17 protein-coding genes are annotated in these 21,124 nt (G+C 43.8%); 8 read left to right on the top strand and 9 right to left on the bottom strand.

Going from position 1 to position 21,124, the window contains the following annotated elements:
- Positions 1-35 precede the first annotated feature (35 nt).
- From pcaF to paaA, 9 genes are all read right to left on the bottom strand, one after another.
- Entirely contained in the window at positions 36-1,241 is a 1,206-nt protein-coding gene (gene pcaF, locus I6E83_RS07915) for a 3-oxoadipyl-CoA thiolase (RefSeq protein WP_197101227.1), read from the bottom strand.
- A 31-nt stretch (positions 1,242-1,272) separates the two neighbouring features.
- Positions 1,273-2,799 carry a 3-hydroxyacyl-CoA dehydrogenase gene (locus I6E83_RS07910; protein ID WP_197100993.1) on the bottom strand — a complete coding sequence of 509 codons (1,527 nt, stop codon included), beginning with the start codon at positions 2,797-2,799 and terminating at the stop codon, positions 1,273-1,275.
- 2 nt (positions 2,800-2,801) lie between these two features.
- A complete protein-coding gene (gene paaG, locus I6E83_RS07905; RefSeq protein ID WP_197100991.1) occupies positions 2,802-3,593 on the bottom strand; it encodes a 2-(1,2-epoxy-1,2-dihydrophenyl)acetyl-CoA isomerase PaaG in 792 nt (263 codons plus the stop codon).
- Positions 3,593-4,363: an enoyl-CoA hydratase-related protein gene (locus I6E83_RS07900; protein ID WP_197100989.1), complete on the bottom strand. Its 771-nt coding sequence runs from the start codon at positions 4,361-4,363 to the stop codon at positions 3,593-3,595. The genes paaG and I6E83_RS07900 overlap by 1 nt, the downstream gene beginning before the upstream one ends.
- 97 nt (positions 4,364-4,460) lie before the next feature.
- On the bottom strand, positions 4,461-5,519 hold the full coding sequence (gene paaE / locus I6E83_RS07895; protein WP_197100987.1) for a 1,2-phenylacetyl-CoA epoxidase subunit PaaE: 1,059 nt from the start codon (positions 5,517-5,519) through the stop codon (positions 4,461-4,463).
- A 72-nt stretch (positions 5,520-5,591) separates the two neighbouring features.
- Positions 5,592-6,092, bottom strand: a complete 501-nt coding sequence (gene paaD / locus I6E83_RS07890) for a 1,2-phenylacetyl-CoA epoxidase subunit PaaD (RefSeq protein ID WP_197100986.1) — start codon at positions 6,090-6,092, stop codon at positions 5,592-5,594.
- A 24-nt stretch (positions 6,093-6,116) separates the two neighbouring features.
- Positions 6,117-6,872, bottom strand: coding sequence for a 1,2-phenylacetyl-CoA epoxidase subunit PaaC (gene paaC, locus I6E83_RS07885; RefSeq protein ID WP_197100985.1), 756 nt, complete (start codon positions 6,870-6,872; stop codon positions 6,117-6,119).
- A gap of 15 nt (positions 6,873-6,887) precedes the next feature.
- Positions 6,888-7,178 (bottom strand): 1,2-phenylacetyl-CoA epoxidase subunit PaaB, encoded by a 291-nt coding sequence (gene paaB / locus I6E83_RS07880; RefSeq protein ID WP_197100984.1) that lies wholly within the window; start codon positions 7,176-7,178, stop codon positions 6,888-6,890.
- A 23-nt stretch (positions 7,179-7,201) separates the two neighbouring features.
- Positions 7,202-8,140 carry a 1,2-phenylacetyl-CoA epoxidase subunit PaaA gene (gene paaA, locus I6E83_RS07875; RefSeq protein ID WP_197100983.1) on the bottom strand — a complete coding sequence of 313 codons (939 nt, stop codon included), beginning with the start codon at positions 8,138-8,140 and terminating at the stop codon, positions 7,202-7,204.
- 263 nt (positions 8,141-8,403) lie between these two features.
- On the opposite strand from paaA, the gene paaZ reads away from it, so the two are divergent.
- The 8 genes from paaZ to csy2 all read left to right on the top strand — a co-directional run bounded on the left by paaZ (position 8,404) and on the right by csy2 (position 21,079).
- The gene (paaZ, locus tag I6E83_RS07870) at positions 8,404-10,455 is read left to right on the top strand and encodes a phenylacetic acid degradation bifunctional protein PaaZ (protein WP_227680877.1); all 2,052 of its coding nucleotides are present in this window, start codon (positions 8,404-8,406) and stop codon (positions 10,453-10,455) included.
- A gap of 239 nt (positions 10,456-10,694) precedes the next feature.
- Positions 10,695-12,017: an MFS transporter gene (locus I6E83_RS07865; RefSeq protein WP_197100981.1), complete on the top strand. Its 1,323-nt coding sequence runs from the start codon at positions 10,695-10,697 to the stop codon at positions 12,015-12,017.
- A 608-nt stretch (positions 12,018-12,625) separates the two neighbouring features.
- Positions 12,626-13,111, top strand: coding sequence for a hypothetical protein (locus tag I6E83_RS07860; RefSeq protein WP_197100980.1), 486 nt, complete (start codon positions 12,626-12,628; stop codon positions 13,109-13,111).
- A 69-nt stretch (positions 13,112-13,180) separates the two neighbouring features.
- Entirely contained in the window at positions 13,181-13,747 is a 567-nt protein-coding gene (locus I6E83_RS07855) for a hypothetical protein (RefSeq protein WP_197100979.1), read from the top strand.
- Positions 13,748-14,175: 428 nt separating this feature from the next.
- Entirely contained in the window at positions 14,176-15,171 is a 996-nt protein-coding gene (cas1f, locus tag I6E83_RS07850; RefSeq protein ID WP_197100977.1) for a type I-F CRISPR-associated endonuclease Cas1f, read from the top strand.
- Positions 15,172-18,660 (top strand): type I-F CRISPR-associated helicase Cas3f, encoded by a 3,489-nt coding sequence (gene cas3f, locus I6E83_RS07845; protein ID WP_197100976.1) that lies wholly within the window; start codon positions 15,172-15,174, stop codon positions 18,658-18,660.
- A gap of 74 nt (positions 18,661-18,734) precedes the next feature.
- A complete protein-coding gene (gene csy1, locus I6E83_RS07840; protein ID WP_197100975.1) occupies positions 18,735-20,114 on the top strand; it encodes a type I-F CRISPR-associated protein Csy1 in 1,380 nt (459 codons plus the stop codon).
- Positions 20,111-21,079, top strand: coding sequence for a type I-F CRISPR-associated protein Csy2 (csy2, locus tag I6E83_RS07835; RefSeq protein WP_197100974.1), 969 nt, complete (start codon positions 20,111-20,113; stop codon positions 21,077-21,079). Before csy1 ends, csy2 begins: the two co-directional genes overlap by 4 nt.
- The last annotated feature ends 45 nt before the right edge of the window (positions 21,080-21,124 follow it).

Here is a 21,124-nt window from a genome sequence, read left to right as displayed (position 1 = left end):
ACATTTCCAATTAAAAAACTCCGTTAAAGCCGTGATCAGACGTTTTCTATCACCATTGCCACGCCTTGACCCACACCCACACACATGGTGCATAACGCATACCTACCGTTACGACGTTTTAATTCTTTCATTGCGGTGATGACCAAACGTGTACCACTCATTCCTAGAGGATGACCTAGCGCAATGGCCCCACCATTTGGATTGATACGTACGTCATTATCGATAAGACCCAGTTCGCGAATTACGGCAAGGGATTGCGCGGCGAATGCTTCGTTGAGCTCGATAACATCCATCTGGTCTAATATTAGTCCGGTTTGCTCAAGTACTTTTAGTACTGCAGGTACAGGACCAATACCCATATAGCGTGGCTCGACACCAGCACTTACCATGCCCACAATACGCGCTTGCGGCGTTAGATTGTGTGCTTGACCAAAGCGTTCGCTACCCATTAGCACACAAGCAGCACCGTCATTGACGCCTGATGCGTTACCCGCAGTCACTGAGCCGCCCTCCTTGCGAAATGGGGTTTTGAGACTCGCAAGGGCTTCTAAGCTAGAATCGGCACGTGGGTGTTCGTCTTGGTCAACAATCATGCTGCCTTTTTTCGTTTTGACTTCAACTGGTAATATCTCTTCGGTAAAGAGACCCGCCTGTTGGGCAGCGGCAGTTTTCTGTTGGCTGCGTAGCGCGAATAGATCTTGGTCTTCGCGGCTGATCTGATATTTTTCAGCCACGTTTTCGGCAGTTTCTGGCATGCTATCAACACCATACGCTGCTTTCATTAGTGGGTTAATAAAACGCCAACCGATGGAGGTGTCAAAAATTTCTGGTGCGCGGTGAAAGGCACTGGTCGGTTTTGATTGGACATAAGGTGCGCGGCTCATGCTCTCGACACCACCAGCCAATACAAACTCGGCCTCACCCGTTTTTACCAAACGTGAGGCGATGCCAATCGAGTCCATACCAGAGGCACAGAGACGGTTAACGGTGATAGCAGGCACCTTATCAGGCAAGCCTGCAAGTAAAGTTGCCATACGCGCTACATTACGGTTGTCTTCGCCAGCTTGGTTAGCACAGCCAATGACTACCTCATCGACCTTATCCCATGGCAAGTTTGGGTTTTGAGCTTTTAGGTGTTGAATAGGCAACGCTGCCAAATCGTCTGTACGAACACTACTTAAGCCACCGGCATAGCGCCCGATTGGGGTGCGAATGGCGTCATAAATATATACTTGTTGCATCATAATTTCCCCTTACAATAAATTAATAAGCTTAAGCGCTTGCCGTGTGACAAGTGACGGATTTTTTTACCAAATACATGCTGGCACGGTAACGTTCTTCACCATAAATACGTTGTAAGTTATTAAGCGTGTTAAGCACGGTATCGTAGCCGAGCATTTGTGCCCATTCAAACGGACCTTGGGGGTAATTCACGCCGTACTTCATGGCCGCGTCGATGTCTGCTTCAGAGGCGATGTTATGTAACACTGCTTCACAGCCTTCATTAATGAGCATAGCAATGGTACGTAAAACATATAAACCAGGATGGTCGGCAGTCCAAATAACATGCACGTCAATGCGGGCAAAGGCTTGCGTCACCAGCTCACGTTCATCATCATTACAGGCCATAGAGGTAGTCAATACAACAGCGCGGGCTTGTGACCAGTCCGCATGCCAGTCCATCAGCATGACTTTGGCATCACCATGATCAATCACCACGGATTCACCCAGTGATAAACGGATGCTGACATCACCAATTTCGATACTGTTCTGGTCTGCATCTTCAAGAGTCACCGTGAGGCTATCAGCAGCTTGTAAGCGTTCAACCAAACCTTTGGCATAAAGCCAATCACCACGTATAATAATGGTAGGCAGCTCGCCATCGTTTGCTTCAACGGTGGGCAACGTATAGGCAGGGGTTGCTGGGGTTTGGCTATACTCATAGAATCCTTGGCCAGATTTACGGCCGAAGCACCCTGCATCGACCAACTCTTTCTGTACCAACGATGGGCGGTAACGTGGCTCATAGAAGAAAGCTTGGTAGACGCTTTGGGTCACCGAGAAATTGACATCTTGACCAATTAAGTCTGTCAACTCGCATGGCCCCATAGCAAAACGACCTGATTCACGCATGATAAAGTCAAGCTGCGCAGGCGTGGTCGCGTTTTCTTGCAGTGCGCGAAAACCTTCGGCGTAGTATGGACGCGCCACACGGTTGACGATAAAGCCTGGGGTAGACTTGGCGATTACTGGTACCTTTTTCCAAGCACTCATCAAGTTAAACAAGCCGTCTGTAATCTCAGTCGCTGTTCGTAAACCGTGAACAATCTCAACAAGCTTCATCACTGGGGCTGGATTAAAGAAGTGTAAGCCCACCACACGCTCAGGGTTTGGTACTGCTGAGGCAATCGCTGTAATCGATATTGACGACGTGTTTGATGCAAAAATCGTATCATTAGCACAAATATCAGCCAATTGGACAAAAAGCTGCTGTTTAATGTCTTGACGCTCAACAATCGCCTCAACGATCAACTGCACCGCTGCCATCTCATTAATATCTGTAATAATAGATAAATTCTCTAGGGTGCTATCAAGTAGCACTTGGGACATCTTACCTTTTTGGACCCGTTTGGCAAGTTGGCTTTCCAGACCCGATAAGGCGGCTTGACTTTTGGCAACATCTACGTCAAAGAGATAGGTCGTGTGACCGTGCATGGCGGCCAACTGGGCAATGCCAATCCCCATCGTGCCTGCCCCAATAACGGCAATGGTTGCGTTTGATAAATCCCTCGTTTCCATGATTAACGTCCTTGGTAAATTGGGGTGCGTTTTTGCATAAAAGCTTGGACACCTTCTTTATAGTCGGCTGAGCGGCCAGCAAGTCGCTGCAAGTCCCGCTCTAAGATTAGCTGATCTTCTAGGCTGTTGTCCGCGGATACATTGATGGCTTTTTTAATAAGGCTTAGGCCATAGGTCGGTTGGCTGGCCAAGTGTTCGGCCAATTTACTGGCTTCGCTACGTAGCGCGTCATCTTCGACCACTTGCCAAATCATGCCCCATGCCATCGCTTGTTCAGCAGATAGCTTATCGCCCAACATGGCTAAGCCCATCGCGCGGGCGCGTCCGATAACGCGTGGTAAGAACCATGTACCGCCTGAATCAGGTACAAGCCCAAGACGACAAAACGCTTGGATAAATGAGGCTGATTTGGCCGCCAATACCAAGTCACACGCTAAAGCGATGTTCGCGCCGGCACCGGCAGCCACGCCATTCACCGCACAGATCACAGGCTTTGGCATGTCAGTAATCAGCTTAATCAGTGGATTGTAGTAAGTCTCGATGGATAGGCCCAAATCTGGCGCATCAGCATTCGGTGCAACTGCGCGATCGCCTAAATCTTGACCTGCACAAAAACCGCGACCTTCAGCAGAAAGCACTACAGCGCGAATGGCGCTGTCTTTTGACCATGCTTTTAGCACGCTGACCACTTCTTTGTGCATGGTTTCATTAAAGCTATTAAGCTGTTTTGGGCGGTTTAAGGTAAGATAGCCGACGGCATTTTTTTCTTCGACGAGAATCGTTTGATAGTCCATTACATACCTCTAAAAATTGGTTGACGTTTTTCTAAAAATGCACGGATGCCTTCTTGGCGATCTTGGGTGGCGGCAAGCCAAACAAATAGCTGACGTTCTTGCTTAAGGCCTTGGCTCAAGTTCACTTCGTGGATGGTTTTAAGTGACTGTTTGATGGCGCGAATGGCCAAAGGGGCTTGTTTAGCGATTTTGGCCGCCAGATCAAGGGTATATTGCACGGTCAAATCGGTTGGGCAGATTTGGGTGGTAATTCCATGTTGTTGCGCGCTCAACGCACTAATCCTCTCACCTGTCATCGCCCAACGCATGGCAAGCTGTTGACCCACTAGGCGGGCTAGACGCTGTGTCCCCCCAGCCCCTGGTAGCATGCCCAAGCCAATTTCAGGCAGCCCAAATTGGGCGTTTTCGCCCGTAACCACGATGTCACCATGCAGTACCAGCTCAAAACCGGCACCGAGTGCATAGCCATTGACCGCGATTAATAGTGGCTTGCTAAATTCATCGATTCGCTTCCATAAGGTTGGGCGCATATCGGTTTGTAAGCTAACGGTATCGAGTTGAATAAGTTCATTAAGATCTGCACCCGCAGCGAAGCATTGGGTGTTGCCAGTAATGACGACCGCTTTTATATCGGTGTCAGCGTCATAGGCTTGAAGCTGTTCAACGATTCCTTGCAAAGTGGCGTTATTTAAGGCGTTACGTTTTTCTGGGCGATTCAGCTCAATTAGTGCAACGCCTTCTTTTGGTCTGGAGGTTTTAATGTAATTCATCCCTGAATCCTAATAAAAACAATGAAATAAGGAGTTTTTGCTAAACTCTACTTTGAATATAAAAACGATAAATAGCTATGTTTCTAGCGTCTTACGATTACGCGTCAAAGCTCAATCGTATGTTGGCTGATACAGGTAATGCTTGGCAGCTGAGTACGTAGCCTTTATCTAACTCTTCTTGCTCAAGGCTATAGTTAACGGCCATTTCGACCTCACCTTCGATCACCTTACATTTGCAAGTGGCACACACACCGCCTTTACAGGCATAGGGTAAGTCAGCACCCGCACGTAATGCCGCATCTAAGATGCTGTCATCTTGTTTTGACACTTCAACGATCAGTTCACGTCCGTCCAAAATGATATTGACGCTCTCTTCGCTACGTTTTTCGATTTGCTGGGCGGTTGGTTTGTTGACAGTCCCCGTATGGAAACGCTCGGTATGGATGTTGTTGCGACCGATACCAAGGTTTGGCAATACGGTCTCAATGGCTTCCATCATTTCTTCTGGGCCACAGGCAAAGCAGTGGTCGACATCAGCACTGATAAGTTGGGCGTCAAACAATTGTTGTAATTTGTTCGCATCGATACGACCATTAAAGATCTCGCTGTCACTCATCTCACGTGAGAAAATATTGACCAGTTGTAGGCGCGTTTTAAAACGGTCTTTAAGGTCCATGATTTGCTCAGAGAACATGGTTTGTTTCCATGACCGATTGCCGTATACCAAGGTAAAATTGGCATCTGGTTGGGTGCTTAACACCGTTTTGACGATAGATAAAATTGGGGTAATACCACTACCAGCAGCAAAGCTTAGATAGTTTTGACCACCAGCTTTAGCGGCTTTTTGAAAGAAAAATCCTTGGGGTGGCATAACTTCTAGAGTATGGCCTACTTTTAGGTGTTCGTTTGCCCAAGTAGAAAATTGTCCTTGATCAATCTTCTTGATGGCAATGCTCATGTCTTCTTGCACATCACTACAGATTGAGTAGCAACGACGGATTTCGCCATTGTCTGTCATGTGACGGATAGTCAAATGTTGACCTGGTTGGTACTTAAAGGTTGTCGCGTCTTCCGAAGCAAGGTCAAATGCAATGCAAATCGCTTGCTCAGTTTGTGGCTGGATAGACTTGATAGTTAGTGGCAAAAATTGACTCATGCGAAAATCCTTCTTTCATATTGCTTAGTTAGTGAGCTGACTGTCACGTGCGAGCTCGCGACTACCCCTATCTTAGATGCATTTAAAATAATCAAACGGCTCAAGGCAGTCGAGGCACTTATACAGCGCCTTGCACGCAGTTGAACCAAATTCGCTAATCAGTCGGGTTTTTTGACTGCGGCAATGCGGACAGGTCACACCATCGGTTAGCGCCACGTGAGTACCACAGCTGTGTGAATCGCCTTGCGGCGGTGCAATGCCATATTCTTGCAGCTTTTGCTTACCTGCCTCACTCATCCAGTCGGTCGTCCAAGCTTCAGACAGGTCAATTACCACCTTTACAGGGCTCAGCCCACGTTCGGTAAACGTGTTGGTAATATCATCTTTTAGCATATCAGTTGCTGGGCAGCCGCTATAGGTTGGTGTTAAACGCACCACGATTTCGTTATCTGCGTTGATATCAACGCCCCGAATCATGCCTAAGTCAAGCACGGTCAAAACAGGTATTTCTGGATCATGAACCTGATTAAGGGCTTGCCAGCAGGCATCTGTGACTTGTGGAATTAACCGCATACTTTGACTCCCTGTCTTGTATGTTTACCAATTCATATTTGGGTAAGCACGTTGCATGTACTGTAATTCTGCCAAAATATAACCCAAGTGTTCGGTATGAGCGCCTTGTTTCGCACCATGGCGGTATGCGCCAATCTCAGGCAACGTTAAGTTCAAACGTGCCAATCCACTTTCAATCTGCGCTAACCATTCAGCTTTTAGAAGATCAAGTTTCGGTAAAACGCCACTATCAACCAAGGCTTGTTCGTCAGTGGTGAGTTCAAACAATTCAGCAGTAAAGCGCCATAGGTTGTTCAGCGCTTGTTGCGTTTTGTGGTGTGCCTCATCGGTGCCTAGGCTTAGGCGTTCCATCCAGGCGCTTGAGAAACGTACGTGATATTTTGCTTCTTTTAATGATTTTACACCAAAGGCTGCAATATCTACGTGGCTGCTTTGGCTTAACGCGTCAAGTAACAATACATGGTAATGATCCATTAACCATTGACGCACCATCGTTTGGGCAAAATCTCCATTGGGCTGTTCACATAGCAATAGGTTGCGATATTCACGTTCGGTACGTAAAAAAGCCATGTTATCTTCATCACGGCCCAAGCCTTCGATTTGTCCGGCCAGACTCAGCACCGTACGTGATTGGCCTAATAAGTCTAAACCGATATTTGACAAAGCAATATCAAGCTCAAGTTCAGGGGCATGTCCACACCACTCAGACAAGCGGTGCGATAGGATCAATTGGCTATCACCAACATGAAGTAAAAATTGTGTTAATGCTTGGTTATTCATCGATTATCTCCTACCTTAAATATGCTCAATACCGTCTGGAATTTGATAGAAGGTAGGATGACGATATACCTTGTCGAGTGATGGCTCAAAAAACTCTGGTTTTTCCTCAGGTTGCGATGAGGTAATCAGCTCTGACTTTACTACCCAAATGCTCACACCTTCATTACGACGAGTGTAGACATCACGCGCGTTTTGCAGGGCGATTTCATCATCTGGCGCGCGCAAGCTACCAACATGACGATGACTTAAACCTTGTTTGCTACGGATAAACACTTCGTAAAGTGACCAGTTATTTTTGCTTTCCATGGCTAATTTTCCTTTAAAAAATATTAAGCGGCTTTTTGAGTATTGGCGTGTTGTTTCTGTGCATAGACAGCAGCAGAGTCACGAACCCATTTACCCTCTTCCCAAGCTTTACGTCGGGCTTCGACACGCTCATGGTTACACGGGCCTTTACCAGCAATCACGGCAAAGAGTTCGTCCCAGTTAATTTCACCGAATTCATAGTTGCCCGTTTCTTCGTTAAACGTCAAATCTTTGTCAGGAATGGTTAAACCAAGTTGTAACACCTGTGAAACGGTGTTATTCACAAATTTTTGGCGCAACTCATCGTTACTAAATAGTTTGATTTTCCAATCCATGCTAAGAGCACTATTGGGTGAATTATCATCATTTGGACCGAACATCATTAGCACTGGCCACCAGAAGCGATCGACTGCATCTTGTGCCATGGCTTTTTGTTCAGGTGTACCATTCGCCAATACCATCATGGCTTCGAAGCCTTGGCGTTGGTGGAAACTTTCTTCTTTACAGATACGAACCATGGCGCGAGCATATGGACCATATGACGTCCGGCAAAGCGCCACTTGGTTAACGATAGCGGCGCCGTCAACCAACCAGCCGATAGCAGCGATGTCAGCCCACGTTAGAGTTGGGTAGTTAAATATTGATGAGTATTTCATGCGGCCGGCAACGAGTTTGTCCATCATATCGTCACGATCTGCGCCTAAGGTTTCAGCGGCGCTGTATAGATACAATCCATGACCTGCTTCATCTTGGACTTTAGCCAACAATACGGCTTTACGCTTGAGTGTTGGTGCACGAGTAATCCAATTACCCTCAGGTAACATACCAACCACTTCTGAATGTGCATGCTGACCAATCTGGCGAATGAGTGTTTTACGATAAGCATCTGGCATCCAATCTTTTGGCTCAATTGAAATGTCCTTTTCAATCTTGTTGTCAAATAATTCTACTTGCGTGTTCATTTGATACCTCGTCTTTAACAAGTGTTTGTGTCATCTAATTTAAAGCGATACTGTTTTAAAATCAATACCTATTTTTATGTATCGTTTTATTTTTTAGCTATTTTATTCATAAGTTATTGTTTTAAATAAATATTTATAATATTAAATTTTTAAAAAAATATTAATAATATTAAATACGCTTGACTTTTTAGTGATTTGAATACAGATTATGACACGTTAAGTTTATATTTTTATCTATAATGTATCGTAAAAGGAGTTTTTATATGTCAGACATTAAAACGTTAAGCTCACTCGTCCTCGGTAAAGCCTACGTTGCACAAAGCGATTTTCGCACCGTGCATCATGCGGTCACCGGCGAACCAATTTATCAAGTCAGTAGCGCTGGTATCGATACCAAAAAAGTGGTTGAGTACGCCAAAGAATATGGCTCAGCGCTTGCTAACTGGACATTCCACCAGCGCGCTAATGCACTAAAATTGGTCGCACAATATCTACTTCAACGTAAAGAAGATTTTTATGCCTTAGCCACGGCAACGGGTGCGACACGCAAAGATGCCTGGGTCGATGTTGAAGGAGGTATCGGTACCTTATTTGCATATTCGAGCCTCGTGCGCCGTGAGCTCAGCGATGAGACTGCCTTAGTTGAAGATGCTTGGATTCCTCTATCAAAAAATGGTACGTTTGGCGCTCAGCATATCTTGAGCCCGAAAACGGGCGTGGCCATTCATATTGATGCGTTTAACTTCCCTATCTGGGGCATGTTAGAAAAAGTCGCACCGACTCTATTAGCTGGTGTCCCTTGTATCGTCAAGCCTGCAACAGAAGGCGCTGAGCTGACTCATGCCGTGGTAGCCGCGATTCATGAAAGTGGTCTATTGCCAGAGGGTTCATTGCAGCTGATATGTGGACAAACCTATGACTTGTTTGACCATCTGAATCCCCAAGACACCATAACCTTCACAGGTTCTGCAGTAACGGGTCAAAAACTACGAGCCCATCCACACTTAAACGCCCATTCAATTCCTTTCACCATGGAAGCCGATTCGGTGAACAGTGCCATTTTAAGCCCAGCTGCCAACGATGAAACTATCGATTTGTTTGTACGCGAAGTCTTCCGCGAAATTACTATCAAAGCTGGACAAAAATGTACTGCGATTCGTCGCGCGTTTGTTCCTGCCGCCTTGCTAGAAACAGCGCAAACTCGCCTAGTTGAAAAACTACAAAAAGTCGTGGTCGGTGACCCAAACCGTGAAAACGTGACCATGGGTACATTAGCTAGCGTGAAGCAAAAACTTGACGTCGCAGAAAAAGTCGAGCAACTGAGCCAAGAAGCCGAAGTGGTATTCGGTAGTCACTTACGTGAAGATTTCACTTTACAAGTAGACGACGCAGAAAAATCAGCATGTTACCCACCAACCGTGTTGGTCTGTAATAACCCAAGCCAAGCCGAAAATATCCATCGCATCGAAGCATTTGGTCCAGTTGTCACCCTAATGCCATACGGCGACCTAGATGAACTTGGTGCACTTGTAGCACGTGGTGAAGGTAGCTTAGTTGCCTCTATCGTGCGCAATGCAGACGAAAACATCGAAGCCTTATTGAAAAAAATTGCCCCTTGGCATGGCCGTGTACATATCCTAGATAGCGAAAGTGCTCGTGAAAGTACGGGTCATGGTTCACCTCTCCCATTACTTGTACACGGTGGCCCAGGCCGTGCCGGTGGCGGTGAAGAACTTGGTGGTCTGCGAGCCGTTAAACACTACATGCAACGTACTGCCATCCAAGGCTCGCCCAATGCCTTGACCCAAGTCGGTCACAGCTGGACAGCTGGTGCGCAAGTGTTTGAAGATCGTGTCCATCCGTTCAAAAAATCATTCGATGAACTTCGTATTGGAGAGCGTCTATTGACCGCACGTCGTACAGTGACTGAGGCAGATATCGTCAACTTTGGCTGCTTAAGTGGTGATCACTTTTACGCTCATATGGACAAAATTGCGGCTGCAGATTCGTTCTTTGGCGAGCGTGTCGCCCATGGTTACTTTATCGTATCAGCGGCCGCTGGCTTGTTTGTTGACGCATCACCTGGTCCAGTCATCGCTAACTACGGTATGGAAAACCTACGCTTCGTCGAGCCTGTCAAGATTGGTGACACCATTCAAGTTGAATTAACTTGTAAACAAAAGACGTCAAAGGCACAACGCGACCCAGCGGAAAAAGCTCATGGCGTTGTAGTATGGGATATCAAAGTTAAGAACCAACGCAACGACTTGGTCGCAACTTACGACATCTTGACCTTAGTTGAGCGTAAGGCTTGATAGCTATACGGATTTGGCATAAAAGGGGGCGTCATGACTCCTTTTATGCCAACTAAAGTAAACTTTATTGATAAAACATATTGACGTCAGGTTATATAATGGCTAAATTATAAAAAAGAGATACATAATTTTATTTTTAATAAATAAAAAGTATCATTAATTTATATTAGGTAATATTTGGCTAGGATAGCTAAACAGTTGAGTCGTTTCTAGGACAATATATAGACAAGGAGTCACTAATGACAACTACCACCACGATGGCTGAAAACGCCTCGCTTGCTGTACATCAGGATAAGAAAGTACTCACTGCCACCCTAGTTGGCACTGCGATTGAATGGTATGATTTTTTCATCTATGCACAAGCCGCAAGTCTTATATTTGCTCCCCTATTTTTCGCGGAAGTCAGCAAATCTAACCCTATGCTAGCCCAAATCATCGCTTTTGCTACCGTTGGTATCTCATTCCTATTTCGCCCATTAGGCGCAATCGTATGTGGTCGATTGGGTGACAAGTACGGTCGCAAGATGGTATTGGTAACAACCCTGATTTTGATGGGTGCGTCAACGACCTTAATAGGCTTCTTGCCGACTTATGCGCAAATTGGTGTATTAGCACCCTTGGCTTTGGTATTTTTACGTATTATCCAAGGCTTTTCTGCAGGTGGTGAATGGGGCGGTGCAGCGTTGTTATCTGTCGAGCATGCACCCCTTGATAAACGCTCACTATTTGGGGCTTACCCACAGATTGGCGTGCCCATCGGTATGATTTTAGCGACTGGTGTCCTGCTACTCTTAAATTTGATTTTGGGTAAAGAAGCCTACCTCGAGTGGGGTTGGCGCATTCCATTTATATTATCAATTGCATTAATCATCGTGGGCACCTTTATCCGTCGTTCAGTTAAAGAATCACCAGTGTTTGAAGCCATGCATCGCCGTAAAGCTGAAGCCTCTGCACCGTTGTCATTGTTATTCAAAGATCACACGCCAACAGTTCTTAAAGCGGCTTTAATCTTTATGGGAGTGAATGCAGGTGGTTATATTCTCATCGCTTTTATGGTGGGTTACGGTCAAAAAGCCTTAGGACTTAGTCCTACTTTAACCATGCTAATCGTAGTTGCGGCTGCTTTCTCTTGGTTAGTATCAACCCTTTGGGGCGGCATGTTAGGTGATAAGATTGGTCGTCTAAAGATTTTTAAACTAGGCTATATCTTATTGTCGTTATGGTCGATTCCAATGTGGTTTTTGATTGATACCAAATCTCCCATTTTATTTATGCTAGCATTAGTGGTTTGGACTATTCCCCTAGGTTTTACTTATGGTCCATTATCAGCCCTATTTGCTGAAATGTTCCCTGCAAAAGTACGTTTTTCAGGGGTATCCATCAGCTATGCATTAGGTTCCATTATTGGTGGTGCGTTCGCTCCGATGATTGCGCAATGGATTATGGCAACTTATCAACAGTCATGGATGATTGGTTTGTATATTACTATCGTCTCATTAATTTCACTATTCACACTTTACACGATTAAAAAAGACCCACAAGGCGTTGATCTATCTCTCTAAATAAATTTAGAGAGATAGTGGAAAATGTCACCATATAAATGGTATAAAAATTTTCTCAGCATACGACAAAAAATTAGCCCCACCTCACCTTTAACGGTTGAAAAGCTGACTAACTATCGAAATACCGAAGTTTTTCGTATTACTATATTTGGTTGACATACATTGACATGGCAGAGGATGTTCTAATTCATTTTTAGATGATAGAAAATACAACTATTGTGATTAAACAGCATCGCTATCACGTATTTTATGGATAAAAAAACACCCTTTAAGCTATGTTTTATATAGCTTAAAGGGTGTTTTTTTATCTGTGCTTTTATGTGGGCGAGTAGTTTAAAGTTAGAGTTTGATCTAAAAATACAACTCCCTCCTTTATTGATAATTTTCCAATACCATCCTGCTGTGCGTTGACTCTGAACTCATCTGCTTCCGAATGCCACTAAAAGCTCTAACTATTAAAAACAGGGTAATGCTAAAAGACTTTCGTTAGACAAACGATCGTTCATCAGGTCTAGAGAATAGCTGTTTTTTTAGTCGCTATAATGAACTCAACAGCAAAAAATGCAGTCATTCCGGCTCAAGTTAAAAACCCATAAAAGGACATATCAATGAAATTCTCAAAAATACTCATGGCGCTTCCGTTGTCATTACTCTCTGTTAGTGCTATTGCAGGTATGGCCGATATCAACGGTAGTACCAAATGTACCATCGTTAACTCTATTATTAAAAATAAAGCCATCGTAAAATCTTGTACTTATGAGGGTGCCGTAGGAGGAAGTATGAGTTATGCCATTAGCCAACTGAATTTTAAACTCTCTAATGGCAGTATCTATCGTACCGTGGATGATGCGACGTTTGACTTTAATACAAGTGGAAAAATACAAAACTTAAAAGAGACTGTCTCACTCAATGGTAAGACAGCCGAGGTTGTAAGACTCCATCATAAAACATTTAAAAAAATCTCTGATAAAGACATAGAAAGTCGCTATGAAAGCATAAAACCTGACTTTTCTGATGTTCTACAGTGTTTCAAATACGTTAAGCAAGACGCTGCTTTCTGCGTGTCTTATGAGTTTATCAATAGAATCTCTTAATCATTATTTGGCCATCGTTTATTGATTACGCTACACATTAACCAGCTACATTTATCTATTGGAGTCATTATGAAATTAATTCACCTACCCTCTTTGGCGTTGTTCGTAACTGCGTCTTTATTGTCTGCTAATACACTGGCTGCACCTGAACTCTCTAAGAGCCTCAGCAGCACTAAAAGCAGTGATATGGTTCATGTATTTGGCTGGATGGAGGATGCCTGTGATGGTGAACAGCCACCTTACAAAAAGGTTTATGATAAACATGCAGTATTTATAAATAGTATTAGGGGTCAAAGACCTTATGAGGATTTCGTCAAGCCAAAGGCGCAGTGGTCGTCAGAATATCGTAATACGATAAAAGAGGTAAAAATGAACATCGGTGATATATACACTGAGTATCGAGTCATTTTTAATAAGGGCGTCACTTACCGTGGGCAACCTCTAGAGGAATATATATTTAGTTTTATACCTGAATCATCAGGTGGTCAAAACACTTTAAAGTTCTCATCCAATGCCAATATATCTACTATTATGTCAAACTTTCAAACTCGTCAAGTGGAGTACTGGGGTGAAATAGAGGACCTAGGCGCTATCTACAATCCTAAAAACAAAATGGTGACCTGTGAATTTTGGTAAAAATATCATTGTGAGCAACGATAATCAGTAGCCTAGTTCCTATCCTCATTTTGAAAATGGTGATCAAAATGAGGATACGCTCGTCATTCTTATATCAGGCTCACTTGCAAAGCACTACCGCAAAATTAGTTCGAACACGGAGCCGTTATCTGCTGCTAAAATAAATTCTTTCAGGTAACGATGGCAGTACTTTTATAGTAGTCAATATATCAATATTACATAACCTATCTGAGAGACTAAAATCCTCAAGACCCTTAAAGATAGGCTGTATATGACGTATAGACTTCTCAGGCCTTTACTATTCTTAGGTGAGGTTGTTAATATCAGGGGTTGTCGCCAAAGTCCTTTTACACATTGTTTTATCAACAAAATTTCGTTAAAGTAAATTTTCATTAAAATGCATACTGCCTCTGATGGACGGAACTATTATGGCAAAACCTAGTAACGCCTACACTGACAATAGCTTCGACTCCTCAGATCTCAAAAACATTCTGCACTCTAAACGTGCCAATATCTACTATCTATCGCACTGCCGTGTTATGCAAAAAGATGGGCGCGTGCTGTATCTAACTGAAGATGATAAAGCCAATCTCTATTATAACATTCCGATCGCTAATACCACTTCTATCTTGCTAGGTACGGGCACTTCTATCACTCAAGCAGCGATGCGTCTGCTATCACAGGCTGGGGTCTTGGTAGGTTTTTGTGGCGGTGGTGGTTCACCTTTGTTTATGGGCGCTGAAAGGGAAGTTTATGTTGAATGGATGACCCCGCAAAGTGAATATCGCCCTACAGAATATATTCAAGGTTGGATGAGCTGGTGGTGGGATGATCATAAACGCTTAACCGCTGCTAAACATTTGCAGCATGCGCGCCTAGACTACCTAAAAATGGTGTGGAATAAAGACAGCGACCTAAAACGCTGGGGTTTTGATAGTACTCTAGAAGCGATACAAACCCTATTTGACGCCAATACTCACCAAATAAATAAACAACAGGAGGTCATGCACTTACTCCAGCTTGAAGCCCGCTTGACCAAGCAGCTCTATAAGCTTGCGGCAAAAAATACCGGCTATGACGGCTTTACTCGTGAGCATGACGGTATCGATAAAGCGAACGGCTTCCTTAATCACGGCAACTATCTGGCTTACGGTCTCGGTGCTACGACAGCATGGACGCTCGGTATTCCGCATGGCTTTGCAGTAATGCATGGTAAAACACGTCGCGGTGCCTTGGTGTTTGATATTGCCGATATTATCAAGGACGCACTTGTGCTACCTCTCGCCTTTATATGCGCAGCTGAAAACATGAGTGAGCAGCAATTTAGGCAAGAATGCTTGAATATGTTTACCAAGCACAAGGCGTTGGATTATCAGTTTGAGGTAGTTAAAAACCTGGCGATGACCAAAAACTGGGAGGCATAAATGATTGTTACTTTTGTCTCTCAGTGTGAGAAAAAATCGCTTAAACGCACACGACGTATTTTAGACGCTTTTGCTAATCGTATTGGTAGTAATGTTTGGCAAACTGCCATTACGGAGGAAGGTCTTAAGACGGTTAAGCAACTACTACGAAAATCAGCGACTAAGTCTACGGCAGTAAGCTGTCATCGTAATAAGACGCGCCAGCTGACGGAGCTAGTATGGGTAGTGGGCAATAAGCGTAAATTTAATGAAGTTGGCATAGTGCCGGTCAACCGTACCAAAAGAAACATCCTACATAGTGAATGGGAAAACGAATGGAGTTATGCCAGTAGTATTCAGATTATTGCTACACTTGCCGCCCTACTGCACGACATTGGAAAATCAACAATTGGCTTCCAAAAGAAGCTCAAGGAAGGTAGCAAACAAGGGGATTCTTATCGCCATGAATGGATATCATTAAAGCTGTTTGAGCTGATGATTGGCGATTGCACCACTGACGAAGCATGGCTTAACCATTTTCTGCAATTAGATAAGTGGCTGGTAACCCACGATATAGAAAAATTACTGTCTAATACCAATCAAAACACCGTCAATATACAAGGGATGCCACCAGTGGCTCAGTGGGTCGCTTGGCTAATCGTTACTCACCATCGTCTGCCGCCGATTAAAAAAGTCTATTACTCACCAAGACAAATTGAACGCTTAAAAAGCTCTAGTGGATTGATAGACATCAAAGCAGAGTTAAGCCAATTTTATGGCAAGTTAAGTCCTATCGACTATTGGGTGAAAAACCCCAAGTCATTGGATGAAATGACCGATGCACAACTAAAAGACTTTTGGCAATTTGATCAATTGGTAATCAATAGCCCAGCATGGCAAAAAACCATCAAGCGCTGGTCTAAAAAAGCATTAAATGACCCTACTCTAGTCCAGCTTGGCCAACAAGCGCTTGAATCTAAAAAAGCTATCAGCGACCCATTTTTATTACATTTATCTCGCCTGTGCTTGATGGTCGGCGATCATAACTACTCTAGTCTCAAAGAAGACGATGCTCGCTGTATGAAAGTGGATAGCCGCTTCAAAGACCTAGCTGCTAATACCGACCGAACCGCCAGCACACCAACGGTTAAACAATCTCTTGAAGAACATCTATTAGGCGTTGGTGCGTTCACTGCTCACTTTTGCCGTGCGTTGCCTATTATCGCCAGCGAAATGCCAACACTGCGTAATCACGACCCATTAGCCAAGCCCACAGGTATCGAGCGCTTTAAATGGCAGAATCAAGCCTTCAAGATGACTTATGATTTACAAGAAGTCACGCGTGAGCATGGTTTTTTTGGCGTCAATATGGCATCGACAGGTGCAGGTAAAACCATCGGTAATGCACGTATTATGTATGCCTTAGCTGATCCCAAAAAGGGCGCGCGCTTTACTATCGCTTTAGGCCTACGCATTTTAACCCTACAAACAGGCCTGAGCTTTCGAAAAAACCTAAAGTTGGAAGGCGATCAATTAGCGATACTGGTTGGCGGTAGCGCCAACAAAAAGCTGTTTGAAATGGCATATGATCATAAAAACGATGAGTTCACCGATATTATTGGTGATTACAAAAAAGACGGTGAGCCTGATAATGACTCTACAAGCTTTGGTAGTGAATCCAGCGAGGATTTGTTAGATGAGATAGTAGATAGCGACATTGATTATAAAGACTATGAAGATCTAAATCTTGATACCGTCATCGCTAGCCCTAAAGCACGCGATTTAATATTTGCGCCTATCGTGACCTGCACCGTTGACCATATTATCCAAGCTAGCGAATGCAAACGCGGCGGTAAATATATTGCCCCCATGCTCCGACTGCTCAGTAGTGACTTGATACTCGATGAGCCTGATGACTTTGATCAAGCTGACCTGCCTGCGCTGTCACGTTTGGTACACCTTGCTGGACTCTTTGGCACGCGGGTGCTGCTTTCGTCTGCGACCTTAACCCCCGATTTGGTGACAGGACTGTTTGAAGCCTATATGGAGGGGCGCAAACTATTTAATCAAAGTCAGAATAAACCTACGCCAAAAGTAGTTTGCGCATGGTTCGATGAACAACCCAAAGCGATGCTATCCAAACAATGCAGCGACGTTAATGACTTTCAAAACAGTCATAAACAATTTTGTGAAAAACGTGCCAGTTATTTAGCCAAGCAACCTATTAGACGACAAGCAGAAATACTGCCTTTTTCAGCTGACTATACAAAGGATAAAGTGTCGCAGTTTTATGACACTTTGGCGCAGACTTTAGTTGATGCTGCCATAGGCTTGCACTATAAGCATCATGAGGTGCTGCCTAATACTAATAAAAATAAATCTAATAAAAAAACGCAAGCAAGCATTGGACTAATTCGCGTTGCCAATATTAACAACATCACCAATATTGCGATGCAGTTATTTAAAGCAGACGGCATAACGGTGCCAGATGACACGGTGATCCATGTAGCGTGCTATCACGCCAAGCAGCTATTACTACTACGCAATGCTTTAGAAAATAAGCTGGATAGAATTTTAGACCGTAGCGACAGTAAAGTTGGCATTTTTAACCATTCTGAGATTAAGCAAACCATTGCTAATAACCCTAATAAAAATCATATCTTTATGGTACTTGCTACTCCTGTCGCAGAAGTCGGGCGCGACCATGATTATGACTGGGCAATCGTAGAACCTTCCTCTATGCGCTCTATCATTCAGCTAGCTGGGCGTGTCTGGCGACATCGTCCTGACAAAATCGCCAATGAGCCGAATATCTTACTGCTGCAATATAACATTCGTTACTTTAAACATCCTAATGGCAAGCGCCCTATCTTTACCCACCCAGGGTTTGAGACCACGCTGTTTAAACCTCCAAGCTACGATTTGAATGAACTGATGACCTCAGAACAATTAGCACAAGTTGATGCCAGACCTAGGATTAAAGCAGCTCATGATAAAACAGTAGAAACGCTGAGCGACCTCGAACACCAAGTTATGCGGCATTTATTAAACAATCCCAAGCTCAACTATATCAATGCGTACTGGGATAGCAAAGCCACTGCTAACCGTGCCCATACCCATTTACAGCAAATAAGTCCCTTTCGAGCAGGCACTCCGCAAGACGACTGGTTATTAATTCCGCGCATGGTACATGATGACGAGGATACCAACATACCCACAACAGGATTTGATGCTTACTTTGCAGAAGATGTCTTTGAACAGGGCTTAGTTAAATCTACCATTCATAATAAAACCATTCAGCCGCTAACTTTTGATTTTGGGCACTCGCAAATAAAACCTTGGCTGACCACCTCATTGAATGACGTCTTGCAGGACTTAAAAGTGGCTCAGCCTGATAAGAGTTTACGTTCATTAGCTATTACCTACTCGTCGGTGTCGCTTGACAGTATCAAAGCTAATAACAGTCGTGGTTGGGCATTTCATGAGTTTTTTGGCTTTGTTCGCGATTAACTTACAGGCATAAAAAAGTATCACTGATCAATAATTTGACAGACTCATTTTACAAGTTACAAAAGGAGCTTATCTTGAACGACATACCACTAGAGCTAGCAAGTAATGCTGTCAAAGCCTTCCTTGCCAGTCAATACGATAAAAAAACTGAAACGCAGCAAAAGCAGCTCATTAAAGCTGTTGAGTGTGGCGACCACGAAAAGGTCTCGGAACTCAAAGAAACCTTGGCAGATGCTAAAGATAAATATAGCGTCAATAATTGGATTGCTGACGCTGCAACGCGTATGGCAAAGCAATTAAATTTTGGTACGCATATCTCAAAAGGGGTACACCCTGATGCCAAAGGCGATAATGTCAGTTTTGAAACCATAAATAATTTACCCCAAACCATCGTCGGTACGCACTCAATAGACAGTAGCTATATTGATGCCAATGGTAATGCCGCTGCCCTGCCCCTGGCCGCTTTTTTCGATTTTGAAATAAATGAGACAACTAAAATTCGTGACCTTATCTTAGCAGATAATACTGACTTTGTTGCTTCACTTAACAGTGACCAAACTCTTGCAAATACTTACCACCAAACTTTTAAAGAGGCTTTGCAAAATAACATTACTGAGCCAGTTACTCATGAGCGTAACAAACAGACCTTATGGGTCATTGACGCTTATGAAGAGACCGATATTGAGCAGCTTAATTATATTAATATCGTCCCGCTTTATCCTTCTGTACTTACCCATGAAGTTTACCAACGCGTCAATCACCTTAAGTTTTCTGATGACAATAAAGCTGCTCGTGATAACCGTTTTAAAAAGACTGCTGAACAGCAACCTTATGTTACCTTGAATGATTTAGCGACCCTTCAACTTGGCGGTACAAAACCACAGAACGTCAGCCTACTCATGAGCAAACAAGGTGGTCGCAATTATCTCCTCCCTTCTCTTCCACCCATTATCAAACAAGAACGCGAGTTTAAATTATCCAAATTCGCCAATAGTATTTTTAATACTGCTATGGAATATAACGCGCGTGAGGCAATCCAAAATATTTTTAAAGCTATCAAAGACACTCGCAATATTGTCAATGTCAGAGATGCTCGCAAACACGCTATCGATGAAGTGTTGTATCAGATATTTGCCACAGCAGAGGATATTCGCAGCAACCTACCCGCTGGTTGGTCAAAAGACTACGAGCTTGACCGCATTGAGAAACTCTGGCTCGACCCCAAACGCGCTGATCTCGATAGTGAAGAAGATTTCAAAGCAGAGCGTGAGCAAGATGACGCTTGGCATAGTCAAATTATTCACCGTTTTGCGCGTTGGCTCAATACCTTGATGCAAGCTGAATTTAAGCAAATTGCCAGTGATTTTGGCGATACCGCGCATTTAGAATGGGAGCGCGAGATTGAAGATATGAAAAAACGCTATGAGCGCGCGGGCAAAGGAGTATTTTTATGAGCCGCATAGATGATGATAATAGTATTGGTGTGATTGGCTATTTGCTGTTCAAGAAAGTCGTTATTGAGGGGGCGAATACTATCTCAAGTCCGCTGACTTATGGATTCCCTGCTATCACTGGTTTTTTGGGTAGTTTTCATGCGATGTCGCGCAAGATGGCGGATGATGAGCAGCTGTCTGATATATGTTTAGGCGGTGTATTGCTGGCCTGTCACGACTGCCAACCGCACATGTATCGACCTAATAGTTATAATAATTACACTTTTAATCAGACACGTAATCCTATCAAAAAGGATGGCAAAACCGCGTCAATTATTGAAGAAGGTAAATGCCATTTAACGATGAGCTTTGTAGTTGAGATATTAGGTACAGACACCTTAAGCCATGAGCAACAAGGCCATGCCATACAAAAAACCAAGCAATGGCTACAGCAGCAGCGTATGGCTGGTGGTAGCGTACAGGGCTTAGCAAGATTTGAGCCAGTGCAGTTTTTCGACAGTGATGATATTAGCGCAGTCATACCGCAGCTTTTACCTGCCTTTGTATTAATGGACGCGCAAGATGAGTTTGCCCAAATCATCAATGACCTTCAAACAGTCAATCCTGATGCCACACCACTCGATGCTTTGATAGATGTTAGTGCTTTACATCATATTCCCGAAACCCAAAAGAATGGAGAGACGAAATGGCTAACGACTTCACGTAAAAGCGGTCATGGCTGGTTAGTTCCAATGCCAATAGGTTATCAAGGCATTTCTGATTTATATGACGCTGGAACGATGCAAAACGTGCGCAATCCTGAATATCCTAGTCAATATGTTGAAGCTCTATATAGTCTTGGTAAATGGGTATATCCGCAGCGTTTAAATAGTGTAGGCGGTGACAATGATATCGCTAATGCCTTTTGGCGCTACCGTTACGATGATGAATCACTTTATTTAGTCACTCAAAATCAAGAGTTTTAATTTTATTTTGTTCTAATCACTTATTAATCCGTTCAATTAACTTTT

Origin of the sequence: Psychrobacter sp. SZ93C1 (assembly GCF_015864635.1) — a bacterium.
Taxonomy (GTDB): domain Bacteria; phylum Pseudomonadota; class Gammaproteobacteria; order Pseudomonadales; family Moraxellaceae; genus Psychrobacter; species Psychrobacter fozii.
Note: the sequence above shows the minus strand (reverse complement) of the source record. Positions and strands in the feature narration are given on the sequence as shown.

Coding starts and splice junctions, on each gene's coding strand:
- pcaF (WP_197101227.1), bottom strand. CDS start 1,241: ATGCAACAAGTATATATTTATGACGCCATTCGCACCCCAATCGGGCGC.
- I6E83_RS07910 (WP_197100993.1), bottom strand. CDS start 2,799: ATGGAAACGAGGGATTTATCAAACGCAACCATTGCCGTTATTGGGGCA.
- paaG (WP_197100991.1), bottom strand. CDS start 3,593: ATGGACTATCAAACGATTCTCGTCGAAGAAAAAAATGCCGTCGGCTAT.
- I6E83_RS07900 (WP_197100989.1), bottom strand. CDS start 4,363: ATGAATTACATTAAAACCTCCAGACCAAAAGAAGGCGTTGCACTAATT.
- paaE (WP_197100987.1), bottom strand. CDS start 5,519: ATGAGTCAATTTTTGCCACTAACTATCAAGTCTATCCAGCCACAAACT.
- paaD (WP_197100986.1), bottom strand. CDS start 6,092: ATGCGGTTAATTCCACAAGTCACAGATGCCTGCTGGCAAGCCCTTAAT.
- paaC (WP_197100985.1), bottom strand. CDS start 6,872: ATGAATAACCAAGCATTAACACAATTTTTACTTCATGTTGGTGATAGC.
- paaB (WP_197100984.1), bottom strand. CDS start 7,178: ATGGAAAGCAAAAATAACTGGTCACTTTACGAAGTGTTTATCCGTAGC.
- paaA (WP_197100983.1), bottom strand. CDS start 8,140: ATGAACACGCAAGTAGAATTATTTGACAACAAGATTGAAAAGGACATT.
- paaZ (WP_227680877.1), top strand. CDS start 8,404: ATGTCAGACATTAAAACGTTAAGCTCACTCGTCCTCGGTAAAGCCTAC.
- I6E83_RS07865 (WP_197100981.1), top strand. CDS start 10,695: ATGACAACTACCACCACGATGGCTGAAAACGCCTCGCTTGCTGTACAT.
- I6E83_RS07860 (WP_197100980.1), top strand. CDS start 12,626: ATGAAATTCTCAAAAATACTCATGGCGCTTCCGTTGTCATTACTCTCT.
- I6E83_RS07855 (WP_197100979.1), top strand. CDS start 13,181: ATGAAATTAATTCACCTACCCTCTTTGGCGTTGTTCGTAACTGCGTCT.
- cas1f (WP_197100977.1), top strand. CDS start 14,176: ATGGCAAAACCTAGTAACGCCTACACTGACAATAGCTTCGACTCCTCA.
- cas3f (WP_197100976.1), top strand. CDS start 15,172: ATGATTGTTACTTTTGTCTCTCAGTGTGAGAAAAAATCGCTTAAACGC.
- csy2 (WP_197100974.1), top strand. CDS start 20,111: ATGAGCCGCATAGATGATGATAATAGTATTGGTGTGATTGGCTATTTG.